This is a genomic window from Polyangiaceae bacterium, assembly GCA_015075635.1.
Lineage (GTDB): Bacteria > Myxococcota_A > Polyangia > Polyangiales > Polyangiaceae > JADJKB01.
Window position 1 is genome coordinate 3,023,672 of record JABTUA010000002.1, and the last position, 14,518, is coordinate 3,038,189.

The following is a 14,518-nucleotide window of genomic DNA, read 5'->3' on the forward strand; positions in this document are numbered from 1 at the left end:
AAGTAGAATGCGGGGCGATGCGGGCGTGGCGCTGGGCGGCGGTGGGAGCAGCCGTGTGCTGGGCTTCCGCCGCGCACGCCGAGCCCGAGACCTGGTCCCTCGCTGAAGCGCTCGACGTCGTCGAGAACCGCTGCATGACCGAGAGCGAGCTCGCGGCCAACGTGCGGCTCTGGCTCGGACGCCCCAGCGTCGACCGGCGCATCCAGATCGTGGTCGATCAGCTCGACGAGGACAGCCTGCGCTTCGTGCTGAGCCGCGACGGCAAGCCCAGCGCCGAACGCCGCTTCCACACCAGCGACGTGAGCTGCGTCGATCTGCGCGCGGCGGTGGCGCTGGCCATCGCGCTCGCCATCGACGCGACGGTGATGCAGGCCATCCTGGAGCCGGTCCCGGAGGCGCCCGCGCCGCCAGCCCCGAAGCCCTCACCCGCGCCTGCTCGGCCGCCGGCGAAGTCGAGACCCGCCTTGCCGCCAGCTCCGCCCGAGGAGCGGGTGATGCTCGAGGTCGACGCCCAGGTTCTCGCCTTGGTAGGCGTGCTCCCCGAGCCGGTGCTGGGTGCTTCGATCGGAGCAGCGGCACCGCTCGGCGATTCGTGGCACCTCCGCGTGTCCGGCTGGGGCACCGCGGCGCGCAGCGTCTCGGTCGGCGCGGGCAGCTCCGAGACGGCGATGGTCGCCGGGCAGGCGTCCCTGTGCCTCGACGACTCGTCGCTCCGAGCTTGCGCCGGGGGCGCCGCGGGGCGCTGGTCGGCCGAGGGCCGGGGGTTCGCTCGAGACCGCACCACCAACCTGCCCTGGGCGGCGCTGGTGGCGGACCTCGGCGTGAGCTTGCCGCTGGCCGAGCTGGTGGCCGCCGCCGCCCGCATTCACGGCTACTTTCCAGTGGTTCGGCCGGTGCTCGAGGAGCGCGCCCCGCGCGGTCAGGTGCTGAGCACCCGCGAGCCCCCACCCGCCGGGCTGGGAGTGAGCGCCGGGCTCGCCGTGGGATTTCGATGAAGGATTCGGGCGGAGGCGACATGGACGGGGGCAGGATGGACGCCGAGGCGCTCTTCCGCCGCCACGCAGCGTGGACCGCCCGCTACGTGACGCAGCTCGGGTTTCGCGGCCAAGACGTGGAGGACATCGTGCAAGAGACCTTTCTGGTCGCCCATCGCCGCGGCGGGTTCGTGGAAGGACCCGCCAAGCCGACGACGTGGCTGGCGCAGATCGCCCTCCGGGTCGGCATGGCCCAGCGCCGGTCCAGCCGCCGCGCCCCGGTCGCCGACGAAGCGAGCGTCGAGCAGGCCCCGAGCTCGAGCGCCGACCCCCTCTCGGGGGCGATGAGCAGCCAGGCCCTGGTCAACACGCAGCGCGCCCTGGACGCCCTGCCCATCGAGCAGCGCGCGCTGTTCGTGCTGTTCGAGATCGAGGGCGAGAGCTGCGACGCGCTCGCCGAGGCCTTCGGCGTGCCGGTCGGCACCATCTACTCGCGCTTGCACCGCGCTCGGGCCGAGTTCCTCTCGGAGTACCGCCGACTCACCGCCGACCAGAAGAACAGGAGCGCCTCATGAGCGGTCCGCCTGTCCGCCTGCGCGACGACGCCTCGATCGAACCCGAGCTCAAGCAGGCCCTCGGGGAGCTGGGCGCGGCCCCCATTCCGTTCGACGTCGATGCAGGGCTGTCGCAGCTGAAGGAAGGCATGGGCCCCGGCGCAACCGAGGCGTCCTGGCTGGTGAAGCACAAGCTCTGGCTGCTGGGCGGAACCGGAGCGGCCGTGCTCGGGGGCGCGGCGCTCTGGGTCAGCACGTCGAAGCAGCCTGCACCGCCCCCGGCGCCGCCTGCCCCGACCGCGGTGGTCGCGCCACCCGAGCCGAAAGCGCCCGAACCGGTGGCGCCACCCGCGCCGCAGCCGAGCGCTGCTCCGCCGCCCGTCGTCGCCTCGCCACCGCCCTCCGCGCCGGCCAAGGTGCAGGCTCAGAAGCCCACGCTCGCCGAGGAGGTGCGCCAGCTCGCCGAGGTGCGCGCCCTGGCGGCCAGCGACCCGGCGGGCGCCGCGCGCAAGGCCGACGAAGGCCACAAGCGCTTCGGCAGCGGCATGCTGTACCAAGAGCGCGAGGCGGTCGCCATCACCTCCCTCGCCCGCGCGGGCCGCGGCGCCGAGGCGCGCTCCCGCGCCGGCCGCTTCCTGGCGCAGTTCCCCAAGAGCCCGTTCGCGGATCAGGTCCGCGCGGCGGCGCCGTGACGATTTTCGTGAAGGACTTCTCGGCGCGCGACATCAAGGCTCGTTCCCTCTCGTGAAGGACGCGACCATGACCGGACCGACTCGCATCAAGCTGCCGCTGATCGCTCTGCTCTTCGCCGCTGCCCTCTGGGCCCTCGGCGCCTGCTCGGCGAGCGGCGCGGTGGGCACCAGCAACACCGGCGGCGCTGCCGGCTCGGGCGGCGGCGTGGGGTTCGACGCGGGGACCGGCGGCAGCAACTGCGGCATGTGCATCGGCTCGAACTACCTGGCCTGCGATCCGGGCGGCGGGAGCAAGACCGAGATCTGCCCGCACGCCTGCACCCCCGGCAAGGGCTGCACCGGCTGCTCTCCGCAAGGCACCATCTGCGTCGGCAACGAGGTCCACGCCTGCAGCGGCGACGGCGTCGCAGGCGCGCTGGTGAAGAGCTGCGACGCTGGCGCCGGCGAGATCTGTCACAACGGCGCCTGCCAGAACGGCTGCGCCATCGCCGAGGAGGAGGCCTCCAACGTCGGCTGCGAGTTCTACGCGGTGGACCTCGACTTGAGCGACGGCGTGAGCGACCCCGGCGGCGGGCCCTGGGGCGTCGCGCTGGCCAACGCCGGCGTCGCGCCGGCCAGCGTGGTGATCGAGGTGAACGACGCTCCCGTCGGCGCGCCGCCCGAGCCCTCTCCGATCCAGTCCGTGGTGATCCAACCCGGAAACCTGGCCGAGATCACCCTGCCGACGCGCGAGGTGGACTGCGCCGTGAAGCCCGGCGACTGGAGCTCCCCCGGCACCTGCTTCTCGTCGCGGGCCTACCGCATCACCAGCACGGTGCCCATCGTCGTCTACCAGTTCAACAACATGGTGCACGGCTTCTCGACCGACGCCTCGCTGCTCCTGCCGACCACCTCGCTCGGCACGAAGTACCGCGTGACGGGCTGGCCGGTCGCCCACTCGTTCCCCGCTCCCGGCGCCTTCGTGCAGCGCGGCTACATCACCGTCGTGGGCACGAAGCCGAACACCAAGGTCAAGGTCAAGCCCAGCTGGCGCATCAAGGGCAACGGCCCCATCGCCGCGACGCCGGCGGGCGGGCTCATCGAGATGAACATCGGCCCCTTCGACGTGCTGAACCTGGAGACCGACGACTCCACGCTGCAGGAGTGCGTGACGATGACGACCGGTCCGTACTGCGCGGATCTGACCGGCAGCATCGTGGACTCGGACAAACCCGTGGTCGTGTTCAGCGGCACCGAGCAGAGCGGCGTGGGCCTGCCGGAGGGCGCGCCGATGCCGCCGAGCTGGGGCGAAAACTCCAACGGCTGCTGCAACCAGCACCTCGAAGAACAACTCGCGCCGGTCGAGGCCTTCGGCAAGAAGTTCCTGGTCACGCGCAGCCCGCTGCGCTCGAACCCCGAGTTCACCTGGTGGGAGGAGCCGGACGTGTTGCGCTTCGTCGGCGCCGCGGCGCCGGCGCAGGTCACGACCAACCTGCCCGCGCCCTTCGACTCGTTCACGCTCCAGCCCGGCGAGGTCAAGGACACCTGGACGCAGAAGGACGTGGTGGTCAGCGCGAGCGAGCCCATCGTCGTGGCGCAGTTCCTGATCGGCGAGGGCTACGTCGAGCCGCAGCCCAAGGGGGATCCGTCGTTCACCATCTTCCCCGCCATCGAGCAGGCGCGCACCGAGTACGTGTTCCTGTCGATGAGCGGCTGGAAGGAGAGCTGGGTGGTGATCGGCGCGGAGAAGGGCACCGAGGTCACCCTGGACGGCGGTCCGACCACGAGCTGCAAGACCTTCGCGTCCGGCACCCTCGACGGCAAGGAGTACGAGTCGCGTCGCTGCGCCCTCTCCGCCGGCGTCCACCGCATGACCGGCAACCAACCGTTCCAGATCATGGCCTACGGCTACGCCAGCGCCGACACCTATTCTTTCCCGGGTGGAGCGGGCACGAAGAAGATCTATGTGCCGCCGGTGTTGAAGTGAAGAGAGCCTCGGCCTCGGCGCGAGGGTGTCCCCTGCCGTAAAGACGCGTCGACCTCTCAGATCTTCCGGAACCATCAGGTGTTGATGCGCGGAGGTGAGACAAAGAGGGGGTAGTTCTCTGCCGAAGGCTGCCGCCGGCGCGAACAACGCCCGAAGCCGGCCTGTTTCGGCTCTCGAAGTCCTCGGCCCTCGCTGCTGCACCCTGCATGGTCCCCGTCGCAGAGGCTACCAGGCACACGTCCGCCCTGCACGCGACCGCGGCGGGAGCGCGCTACGACACGAACATCTCCATCTGCGCGTTGGAGTCGCCGTCGAGCCTGCCGAGCCTCTGACGCAGGGCGGGGTCGGCATCCTGGTCACGTTCTCACCCGAGCTCGGCAAGGCCATGGGCATGCCGGAGGTCCCGAAGCCCGGCACCGCAGTGATGATGACGTACATCGGTCTCGCCGCCGGCGATCTCGGCAGCGGCGCGCTCTCGCAAATCCTGAAGAGCCGCAAGCGCGTCCTCGCCGGCTTCATCGGCCTCACGGCGCTCTCGGTCGTGGCGTACTTCACGCTCGCCCGAAGCTCACTCACCACGTTTTACGGCGTTTGCCTGCTGCTGGGGTTTGCCACGGGCTACTGGGCGGTGTTCGTGACGATGGCCTCCGAGCTCTTCGGCACGAACATCCGCGCGACGGTGACCACGACCGCCCCGAACTTCGTACGCGGCGCCGTGGTGCCGCTGACGTTTTCGTTCAAGTACTTGAAGGATTCGCTGGGCGTGGTGGGGAGTGCGATCGCCGTGGGCGTGGTCACGCTGCTGATCGCGGCGGTATCGCTGTTGGCGCTGCAGGAGACGTACGGGAAGAACCTGGACTACGTCGAGGAGTGAGGTTCTTTCATCGACTCGTCGCGACCGGCGACGATGAGCTGCTGGCGAGGAAGCACGTTCTCGGCCATGAGCTTTTCGCGCGAACGGAACGCTTCCTAAGCGAGTCCGGCCGCCGGCACAGGGTTCGCGTGCCGCACTCGCCCGCATCACTGCCTGCTCGTACTCTTCGATTTAATGGGTTTTGGCAGCTCATTCCCCCTACGCGCTCGAGCGGATCACTTTTTCGGGTAGCAGGTCACCTTGACCGGCGAGGGCTTCCAATCCCAGATCCACGTCAGGACGCCTCCGTCTCCGATCGAAATCGGCGTGCACTTCGTCGGAGGGATGTCGCAGACCTCAAGGGGCTCGCACCGGAGTTCCATGTGCGGGCTTGTCGGCTGCACGGGATCCTTCATGATGCAACCGCCTGCGCTCCAGGTGCTGACCGCCCAGCTGAACGATTCCATCCCTTGCTGGGTGCAGCCGTACTCCTTCACGCTGCATGCAGCGCAGGTCAGGACGGGACCATCGTCGTCCGCCCCGTCCTCGTCGCCCGGCGCATCTTGCGAGTCCGGCGCCGCGTCCTGCGAATCCGGCGGCGCGTCGCTGTCGCCGGCCGATCCGTCGGGCCCCACTGCGGCGCTACCGCCGGTGTTGCCGCCCGAGCCCCCGCCGCCCGAGCCAACACCGCCGGCGCCGGCGGCGCCGCCGTCCGCGTCCACGTCGCCGCCGCAGGCGCCAAACACCCGAGACGCCAACAGGAGGCTAAGGAGCAGCAGATAGGAGCTTCGCATCTTCCCAGCAGTAGGTAGTCGAGTCGCCACATGCGACCCAGGCCGAAGCGGGCACCGCGAGTGTCGCGTCGCCCCCAGAATAGGCGTCGCCGGTCAGTCCCTGCGCGGCCGCGACGGAGCGTCCCAATCCAGACACCGCGCCGGCAAGCCGCACGGCGGCGTCTGCGGCGCTGAACTTGGCGTTGAGCCGAAGGTCGACGTTGTTGGTCAGAAACGGCTGGGTCTGGTCCATGCAGGCTGCGCCTCGGAGCACGCATTTCCCGCTTGAACCGCCGCCCACGAAGAGCGTCGAGGCGTTCAGTGTCGCTGCGTTCACCGCCTCGCTCAACGTGATGTTCACGATGTCGGGGTTCTTGGCGGTCGAGGCCCGAAGCCGCACCACGCGTGGGGCGCTGCCGGTGAAGAAGTGCGCACTCCACTCCTTCTGCTTCTCGGCGCCGGAGACTCGCATCTCCGCGGTCTGCTCAACGACGAGCCAATGCCACGCGTCAGCGGCGAGCGGGGTGACGGCCTGCAGCTCCATTAGAGGGAGGTCGGAGGCGCGCTGCGGCGGTATGTCTACTACCTTGACGCCGGTCTTCACGTTCCCGGGGCCGATGAAGTGCGCATTGCCCTCTATCAGGGCCTGCGTGCCCGAGCTCAAGTCTCCCGCGTACGAGAACGGCATCGCTGCGCCCGTAGGCACGTTTGTCTGGCCGGGACGTATGCCCATCGGAGTCAGACGGAAAGTCCGATCAGCCGCTTGGGGCAGCCGCTCCTCCGCTCTGTCAGCCTTGGCCGCTTCGCCCTTGCGCGGTGAAACCGGCCTGTCGACGTGAGTCTCGCAACCGATCAACGCTGCAATTCCAAGTACCATGCACCGCATCTCATTGTCTCCCGCGTGGGTATCATCGGAAGGCGAAATACACCTGGTTCTTGGTCCAAGTGTTGGTGAACCCGGTCGCCCAGACCTGAGCGGTCGGCTGCCCTGGCCCTTGCGGCGGAACATCGTAGAACCAACTCGAGTTCGGCCCAGTCTGAAGCCGGTACCACAGGTTCCCGGTCGCGAGGCAGTCGAACCCCTGGGGTGGAGTTCCGGGTGCGTCCTTGCAGTGGTCGACGTAGAGACACAGCCGGTGCTCGTTGTTTGCGGGCCCATTCATGACTGAGTGAGCACAGAACGCTCCAGTGGCGGAGTACTCGTGGTCAAGACCGAACAGCCCGTGCAGGCTCTCGTGGAGCAGCGTGCGCGAGAGGAGCGTGGTGCTGGTGTAGAGCGCGCAAGAGGCATGAGGGATCCGAATCCGCCCGGGTATGTACGCCTGCATGCCGCAGAAGTCGCCTGGCTCCACGCTTGGATCGGGCATGCAGTAGTCGCAACCCGAGATGCTGCTGCACCACTTGTCGCCGCCCGTCCCTGGGTCGTACTTCATGTCGATGTTCTTGATGAAGACGTTGCCGTGAGTAGCGGCAAACAGCCGCACCGACATGGCTTGAAGGGTGTTGCGGACGTTCGGCCAGTTTGCGTGCTGCTCGATGTTGGGCACTCCCGGGTGACAGACCGTGACGGTCCTGGTCCCAGCCGTCCGAAGGAGGTTGGGGCGCAACACGACGTGCATCCGCCCGCGAAAGGACCGGATGCCGAGAAACACCATTCGCGGGTAGAGCTCGCTGCCAAGATCCAGGGCTTCTCCGGCGGCGTCCAGTCCGGCGCCGTTTCCGTGATACCCACGCCACTCGTAGCTCGCGTCGTCGGGCAGCAGCGTCTGAGTGCTCGCGTACATGTCGAGATCGGGGGCCGGATCGTCCGACGTCAGGACGTCCGCGGTGAGTATGAGCCTGGTGTTGGCTGGCTGATAGACGGACGTGTAGATCACATCCCCGCTCGCTATGAGCAGCGCCTCCGTGCGCTTGTTAGGAGAGAGGCTGGCGTGCGCCGTCGTCTGCTGGGGAGAGCTCTTGCAATAGACGCGAACGCCGTCGAATCGGGGATTCGACTGTTGGACGATGCTGTAGTCGCTCTTCCAGCTCCACATGAAGAACTGATTGGAGTTGGTGCTCACGTTCTTCGGGTAGTGCAGCCCGCTGCCCGTGCCCAAGTTGCCCGTATAGGAGTACTCGCCGTAAAGGTCTTCGACCTTCAGGAAGTCGTAGTTCAGCTCCGTGTTGAAGCTCGAGTAGTAGAACGTCACGGAGCCAACGTTGCCGTTCACCAGCAACGGAACCTGCTTCTGATACTCGTTCAGCCCGTACTGACTGGTATCGAGCAGGTTTCGATCCGTTTCGTTGGAACCGATGTCGGCCGGGAAGTAGTTACCATTGGGCCACGTGCTGCACGTCGCCCAAGAGAACGCCGCTTCGGCCCGCACAGGCACCGTCAGGATGGCACCGGCCGCCATCAAGCAAGCTATGCTGCGTGCTGCGTGCTGCGTGCTGCGTGCTGCGTGCTGCGTGCTGCGTGCTGCGTGCTGCGTGCTGCGTGCTGCGTGCTGCGTGCTGCGTGCTGCGTGCTGCGTGCTGCCATTTCCACGCCTCCGCTCTTGGATCAGTGTCGACGTCAGGCGAGCCTTTCGTCAAGGCAGAAGAAGTGGACGTCCCGGCAAGTCTTGCGCTGCGGCCCTGAGTTGCCGACGGGGCAGCCGTTACCGGTTTTCCGTTCGCCACGGGGCCTCGGTGCGCCGATCTGGAGCGTGGCCGCACAGGGGCAGGCGTGTCCGCGCCGCGAAGCAGCCGAGAGATTGCCTGTTCGCTCCAGGTGGGAGCCGCCCGCATTGCATGAGCCCGTGCTTCGAGGACCTGACGGCGGGTGGGGTTTCGATGCTTCAGTACTGCGGCGCCGCACCAGTCTCGGAAGGACGCGCCCCCTCCATCGGCGCGCAGCGCCGGCCCCAGACGGCTCTCACTTCACCCGTCTCGCATCGACGTGAGCTGCGGCTTCCTTCTCGGAAAGCCGGCGTGAGCACCGATCAGGAGGGGGCAGGCGGCGCGCAGCCGCGCGAAGCGCGGCAAGCAACGACCGGGGGAGGCAACAAAGCCGAGCTCGGCAAGGCCATGGGCATGCCGGAAGTCCCGAAGCCCGGCACCGCAGTAATGATGACGTACATCGGCCTCGCCGCCGGCGATCTCGGCAGCGGCGCGCTCTCGCAAATCCTGAAGAGCAGGAAGCGCGTCCTCGCCGGCTTCATCGGCCTCACGGCGCTCTCGGTCGTCCTCTACTTCACCCTCGCCAAGAGCTCGATCGCGATGCTTTACGGCGTTTGCCTGCTCCTCGGCTTCGCCACCGGCTACTGGGCGGTGTTCGTGACTATGGCCTCGGAGCTTTTCGGCACGAACATCCGCGCCACCGTCACCACCACCGCTCCGAACTTCGTCCGCGGCGCAGTGGTGCCGCTGACGTTTTCGTTCAAGTACTTGAAGGATTCGCTGGGCGTCGTCGGCAGCGCGATCGCGGTCGGCGTGGTCACGCTGCTGATCGCGGCGGTGTCGCTGCTGGCGCTGCAGGAGACGTACGGGAAGAGCTTGGACTACGTGGAGGAGTGAGGTTCCACGAGCATCTCGCGCTCCTTCCAGCTCTCGGTGTCAGGGCGAGAAGGGAGGGCGGTGCTAGGATGTTCTCGGTGGACTCAGCCGATCATCAACTGGGACGCCACGCATGTTTGGACCGGATTTCTGCGCGATCATCGCGCGAGGTCGCCAGCACAGGCAGTCGGGGCTCGAGGGTGGTAGAGTCTGCCTCATGAACGCGCTCAAAGCGCACGTTGAAAACGGGCAGATCGTCCTCGACGAGCCCGCAGAGCTGGCAGAAGGAACGAAGCTCTTCGTGTTGGTGAGCGCGCAGGGTGACGACGACGAGGTGAGCGCCGAAGAGCGCGCGGAGCTCGAAGCGGCGCTCGACGAGTCGCTTGATGATTTCGAAGCGGGCCGCGTCGTCGACGGAGCCACGGTGCGTGCGATGCTGCGGACCATCGGGTGAAACGCCTCGAGGTCTCTGGTCGCGCGCGGAATGAGATCGAGCGTGCGGCGCGCTGGTGGGTCGCGAACCGTCCGGATGCGCCAACGCTGCTGCGCGAGGAGCTCGAGCACTGTTTCGACTTGCTCGAGCAGGGCGCCAGCATCGGCGAGCGCTGTGGCGAGCGCCGCGGACAAGAGATCTTCCGAGTCGTACTGAAGCGAACCCAGAAGAAGCTCTACTTCGTGCGGCCAGGGCCCGACGCGGTGAAGGTGCTCGCCCTCTGGGGTGGCCAGCGGGGCCGAGAGCCGAAGCTATGAGCCCCTTCTTTCCTTTGGCTGAATGTCTGAGCAGGCGGCAAGCACATCGGGTGGTGAGCGCTGGCGCTGTGGTCTCGCCGCGCTTCGGTACCGCGGTGACGCACCCAGTCTCGGAAGGACGCGCCCCCTCCATCGGCGCGCAGCGCCGGCCCCAGGCTGCTGTCACTTCACCCATCCCGCATCGACGTGAGCTGCGGCTTTCTTCTCGGAAAGCCGGCGTGAGCACCGATCAGGAGGGGGCAGGCGGCGCGCAGCCGCGCGAAGCGCGGCGAGCAACGACCGGGGGCGGCAACAATAGCGCCACCGTCACCACGACCGCCCCGAACTTCGTGCGCGGCGCCGTGGTGCCGCTGACGTTTTCGTTCAAGTACCTGAACGGGTCGTTGGGGGTGGCCGGGAGTGCGATCGCCGTGGGCGTCGTCACGCTGCTGATCGCGGCGGTGTCGCTCTTCGCGCTGCGCGGAGGTGAGACAAAGAGGGGGTAGTTCTCTGCCGAAGGCTGCCGCCGGCGCGAACAACGCCCGAAGCCGGCCTGTTTCGGCTCTCGAAGTCCTCGGCCCTCGCTGCTGCACCCTGCATGGTCCCCGTCGCAGAGGCTACCAGGCACACGTCCGCCCTGCACGCGACCGCGGCGGGAGCGCGCTACGACACGAACATCTCCATCTGCGCGTTGGAGTCGCCGTCGAGCCTGCCGAGCCTCTGACGCAGGGCGGGGCTGATGAAGAACGGCGGCCTCCTCGGGGGAGCGAGGGATGGAGGCTCGGGGTCTTCGCCGAGCCTGCGGAGGAAGCGGGTGACCGTCTCAGCCGCGGTGACCATGGCGCGCAGGACCATGGGAGCGCCGCACTTGGCGCACTTCTCGATGTCGATCTTGAAGGTGCGCTTCAAGAGCTCACGCCAGGGGCGATACCTGGAGCGATGAGTTGCCGGTCGAGCTTTCTTGCCTTCGTGTCCGGCGTCATGCGCGTGGCCAGCTCGAGCGCAGGCGTCCTCGGTCGCTCGGGGCGGGGGCGGGACGACGCGTGCTCTCCAGCGGTGAGCGGCGGCGAGGACGCCCGCGTCCCCCGTCGGGGACTTCCCAGGGTCGTAGTGGACGCGGTGGGCGCGTGGGGGTGGGACCGAGGCCGCGAGCCGACAGAGCAGGGAGAGCGGGCCCTGGTCGATGGCCGTGGTGCCGTCGGAGAACGGTCGTTTCAGCAGGATACGGACGAGCCCGCTCCCGAGCCGGCGCACGCGGTCCTGGGCTAGCGGCGGGCGCAGGACGTACTTGCAGAGCGTCTCGCGAGCGCGGGCGTCGCCGGCGGGGGCTGTGGTGGCGGCGTGCACGGAGAAGCCGTCCTCGCGGGCGGAGAGGCCGGAGACGGAGCGCTCGCCATGCTCGGGCAGGGCGATGGGGGGACGCTGCCGCTGCTCGGGCCCGGCGGGTGGGTTGCCGGTGACGGCGGCGGTGGCGAGGGCGGCGAGCTCCGGCTCGCGCTCGGCGAAGCCATCGTCGGCGAGGCGCGGGTCGGGACCGCGCTCGATGACGCCGCGCCGCTCGAGGAAGGCGAGGATCCGAACGCGAGCGGTGTGCAGGAGATCGGCGACGTCGGAGTTGTCGAGAGAGGAGAGCTGGTGGAAGGCGAGCTGTCCGTCGTCGGCTTCGACGAAGACGCCGTCCAAGGCGAGGAGGTGGAGGTGCGGGTTGAGCAACAGGGCTCAACGATACCCTGTCGTCGAAAATCACCGTCCATTACCCATTTCATCCGCTCGCGGGTGCGGAGCTCGATGTGGTGCACACCTCTCGTCGCGCCGAAATCCCGATCACGGTGCGTGGGCCGGACGGAGTCGATCTCAAGATCCCACGCTGGATGACCGAGCCCGCGGCGAGCGGTTTCGTAAGGTCGGACAGCGCAGCGTTGACGCTCGACGCTCTGCGCATCGTCGTGCAGCTCGTTGCGACGCACGAACAGCTGGAAGCCTCCGTCGCCGTTGTGGGCGATCCTCCCTCGCAGACGCCAGAGCCGGAGCAGGAGGGTGACCGTGAAGCAGATGCCGTTCGAGTGGCAGGAGCCAGGCAACGTCGACACGCCGAGCCAGGTCGTGCTCGAAGTCGAGACGACGGAAACAGTCATCGCGCTGATGGCGAGCGCGCTCGTGGCGGTGGTGCTCGCCGTAAAGCAAGTGGAGGAAGCGGCCGATGAACGGTGACCAGAAGATCACGGCCGAGCACCTGAGTCGCCGCGCGATCGTCTACTTGCGCCAATCCTCTGAGGGTCAGGTCAGGAACAACCTCGAGAGCCAGAAGCTGCAGTACGCGATGGTCCATCGCGCCCGGGGACTGGGTTTCAGCGAAGTGGAGGTGATCGATGTCGACCTCGGTGCGAGCGCAGCCGTTGCAGCGAAACGACGCGAAGGCTTCGAGCGATTGCTCGGCGCCGTGGCTCTGCGCGAGGTCGGCTTGATCCTGAGTCGGGAGCTGTCGCGATTGCTCAGGACCGACAAGGACTTCTGTCAGCTCATCGAGCTGTGCCAGATGTTCGACACCTTGGTCGGCGACGACCAAACGATCTACGACGTGAGTCGCATGGACGACCAACTCGTGCTCGGCATCAAGGCAACGATGAGTGTTGTGGAGTTCAAGGTGCTGCGAATGCGTCTGGCAGAGGGCAAAGAGAACAAGGCGAAGCGCGGCGAGATCTATCCACGGCTGCCGCCGGGCTACGTGCGGGACGCTGCGGGTCAGGTGAGCAAGGACCCAAACTTGCGAGTGCAGGAGGCGATCGAGCTCATCTTCGCGAAGTTCCGTGAGACGTGGAGCATTCGGCAGACGTTCAAGTGGTTCCGCGACAACGAGATCGAGCTGCCCGTGGGCCAGGCACGCGGGGGCAAGAACGTCGTCGTCTTCCAGCAGCCGCGCCACACCTTCATCGCCTGCGTGTTGCACAACCCGTTCTATGCCGGTGCGTACGCTTGGGGTCGCCGTCCGATGCAGGTCGTGTGGCGTGAGGGGCGATTGCGCAAGCGTCAGGGCAAGGCCGTCCCGCCCAAAGAGGCACGGGTCTTCTTGCGCGACCACCATGCGGGTTACATTGACTGGGCGACGTTCGAGGAAAACCAACGGATGATCCGGCGTAATGACTTTCGCGGCGTGTCGGACGAAACGGCCGGTGCTGCGCGAGCGGGAAAAGGACTGCTCGCCGGTCTTCTTCGCTGCGGGCGCTGCGGTCGTAAGTTGCATGTCCGCTACTGGGGAGCTTCGGGGACGAACGCGCGCTACTTGTGCGTCGGTGACTACGGTGCTGACGGTGCCCACTACTGCGTCGGATTCGGTGGCGCGACGGTGGACCACCGCTTCGGCGAGGAGATCGTGCGCGTGCTGTCGCCGCTCGGTGTGCGTGCGAGCCTGGAGGCGCTCGAGCATAGAAGCGCCGAGCAAGGTGAACGTCATCGTGCGATTCAGCGTCAAGTGCAGCAATTGGAGTACGACTCCGCGCGAGCATTCGAACAGTACAACGAGGTCGATGCGCGCAACCGGCTCGTCGCCTCAGAGCTGGAGCGTCGCTGGAACGACAAGCTCGACGAGCTCGAGCGCACCCGTGCGCAGCTGACGGAGCTCGACGAGCAACGCAAGCCAGTCACGGCAGAGGAGCGTAATGCGCTGGCGGCGTTCGGCGAACACTTCGAGGACGTCTGGAATCATCCTAGGTGTCCGATCGAGCTCAAGAAGCAGATCGCGCGCACCGTGATCGAAGAGATCCTCGTGGACGAGAAACCGCCAGGAACTCTGTCGTTCATCGTGCACTGGAAGGGCGGCTGCCACACGGCGTTCGAGATGGTCAAGGTGAGCTCCAAGACGGTGCACAAGACCGCGGAGGAGAACCTCGAGGTGATCCGCAAGATGGCGCATCGCTACGACGACAACGTGATCGCGAACGTGCTGAACAAGCTCGGGCGTCGGACGGGCAAGGGCAAACCGTGGAGCCAGGTCGCCGTCAAAACGGCGCGCCGCAATCACGGGATCGAGGGGCACGCTCGCACGGTCGAAGATCCCGATGTGCTGACACTGCAAGGCGCTGTCAGCTACACCGAGACGAGCGACACCACGATCAGGAAGCTGGTGGACGGCGGTGTCTTGCCAATGCGACAACTCGTGCCGTTTGCGCCTTGGGAGATCCAGCGCAGCGACCTCGACAGCGACCGCGTGCGCGTCGTCCTCGCGCGCTTGAAGCAAACCGGGCGCGTCGTTCTGGGGGATACGTCAGAAACGCAGGGCGACCTTTTCGAATGAAATCAAGGAGGTGATCATGCCAGGTATCGTTGACGGCTATTCAGTCGGAGGTCGGAGCTAACCCGCTGCACGACGGTGATGGCGCCGCTCTCACCCTTGCCCACGCGATGCAGCTCACGCATCGTGCGGCGGTAGAAGCCGAGCACGCAGTCGGCGAACAGCCGCGT

15 protein-coding genes are annotated in these 14,518 nt (G+C 67.3%); 11 read left to right on the plus strand and 4 right to left on the minus strand.

What is annotated here, in order from left to right:
* Window positions 1-17: 17 nt before the first annotated feature.
* From HS104_29605 to HS104_29625, 5 genes are all read left to right on the plus strand, one after another.
* Window positions 18-995 (plus strand): hypothetical protein, encoded by a 978-nt coding sequence (locus HS104_29605; protein MBE7484112.1) that lies wholly within the window; start codon window positions 18-20, stop codon window positions 993-995.
* On the plus strand, window positions 992-1,549 hold the full coding sequence (locus tag HS104_29610; protein MBE7484113.1) for an RNA polymerase sigma factor: 558 nt from the start codon (window positions 992-994) through the stop codon (window positions 1,547-1,549). The genes HS104_29605 and HS104_29610 overlap by 4 nt, the downstream gene beginning before the upstream one ends.
* On the plus strand, window positions 1,546-2,220 hold the full coding sequence (locus HS104_29615; protein MBE7484114.1) for a hypothetical protein: 675 nt from the start codon (window positions 1,546-1,548) through the stop codon (window positions 2,218-2,220). Before HS104_29610 ends, HS104_29615 begins: the two co-directional genes overlap by 4 nt.
* A 52-nt stretch (window positions 2,221-2,272) precedes the next feature.
* Entirely contained in the window at window positions 2,273-4,186 is a 1,914-nt protein-coding gene (locus HS104_29620) for an IgGFc-binding protein (GenBank protein ID MBE7484115.1), read from the plus strand.
* Window positions 4,187-4,577: 391 nt separating this feature from the next.
* Entirely contained in the window at window positions 4,578-5,060 is a 483-nt protein-coding gene (locus HS104_29625; protein ID MBE7484116.1) for a hypothetical protein, read from the plus strand.
* A 215-nt stretch (window positions 5,061-5,275) separates the two neighbouring features.
* Here the strand turns inward: HS104_29625 and HS104_29630 are convergent, their stop codons facing one another.
* The 3 genes from HS104_29630 to HS104_29640 form a co-directional block, all read right to left on the minus strand.
* A complete protein-coding gene (locus HS104_29630) occupies window positions 5,276-5,833 on the minus strand; it encodes a hypothetical protein (protein ID MBE7484117.1) in 558 nt (185 codons plus the stop codon).
* Complete coding sequence (locus HS104_29635; GenBank protein ID MBE7484118.1) at window positions 5,805-6,476, minus strand: hypothetical protein; 672 nt, start codon at window positions 6,474-6,476, stop codon at window positions 5,805-5,807. The genes HS104_29630 and HS104_29635 overlap by 29 nt, the downstream gene beginning before the upstream one ends.
* Window positions 6,477-6,720: 244 nt before the next feature.
* Entirely contained in the window at window positions 6,721-8,211 is a 1,491-nt protein-coding gene (locus HS104_29640; protein MBE7484119.1) for a hypothetical protein, read from the minus strand.
* 556 nt (window positions 8,212-8,767) lie between these two features.
* Between HS104_29640 and HS104_29645 the strand changes: the two genes are divergently transcribed.
* The 4 genes from HS104_29645 to HS104_29660 all read left to right on the plus strand — a co-directional run bounded on the left by HS104_29645 (window position 8,768) and on the right by HS104_29660 (window position 10,566).
* Complete coding sequence (locus tag HS104_29645) at window positions 8,768-9,352, plus strand: MFS transporter (protein MBE7484120.1); 585 nt, start codon at window positions 8,768-8,770, stop codon at window positions 9,350-9,352.
* A gap of 196 nt (window positions 9,353-9,548) precedes the next feature.
* The gene (locus HS104_29650) at window positions 9,549-9,785 is read left to right on the plus strand and encodes a hypothetical protein (protein MBE7484121.1); all 237 of its coding nucleotides are present in this window, start codon (window positions 9,549-9,551) and stop codon (window positions 9,783-9,785) included.
* Window positions 9,782-10,081 (plus strand): hypothetical protein, encoded by a 300-nt coding sequence (locus HS104_29655; protein MBE7484122.1) that lies wholly within the window; start codon window positions 9,782-9,784, stop codon window positions 10,079-10,081. The genes HS104_29650 and HS104_29655 overlap by 4 nt, the downstream gene beginning before the upstream one ends.
* Window positions 10,078-10,566: a hypothetical protein gene (locus HS104_29660; GenBank protein MBE7484123.1), complete on the plus strand. Its 489-nt coding sequence runs from the start codon at window positions 10,078-10,080 to the stop codon at window positions 10,564-10,566. The genes HS104_29655 and HS104_29660 overlap by 4 nt, the downstream gene beginning before the upstream one ends.
* Window positions 10,567-10,723: 157 nt before the next feature.
* Here HS104_29660 and HS104_29665 read toward each other — a convergent pair whose 3' ends face one another.
* Window positions 10,724-11,773 carry a transposase gene (locus HS104_29665; protein ID MBE7484124.1) on the minus strand — a complete coding sequence of 350 codons (1,050 nt, stop codon included), beginning with the start codon at window positions 11,771-11,773 and terminating at the stop codon, window positions 10,724-10,726.
* Window positions 11,774-12,103: 330 nt separating this feature from the next.
* Here HS104_29665 and HS104_29670 point away from each other — a divergent pair, with 330 nt between their 5' ends.
* Window positions 12,104-12,271 (plus strand): hypothetical protein, encoded by a 168-nt coding sequence (locus HS104_29670; GenBank protein MBE7484125.1) that lies wholly within the window; start codon window positions 12,104-12,106, stop codon window positions 12,269-12,271.
* On the plus strand, window positions 12,261-14,351 hold the full coding sequence (locus tag HS104_29675; GenBank protein ID MBE7484126.1) for a recombinase family protein: 2,091 nt from the start codon (window positions 12,261-12,263) through the stop codon (window positions 14,349-14,351). Before HS104_29670 ends, HS104_29675 begins: the two co-directional genes overlap by 11 nt.
* Window positions 14,352-14,518: the final 167 nt, after the last annotated feature.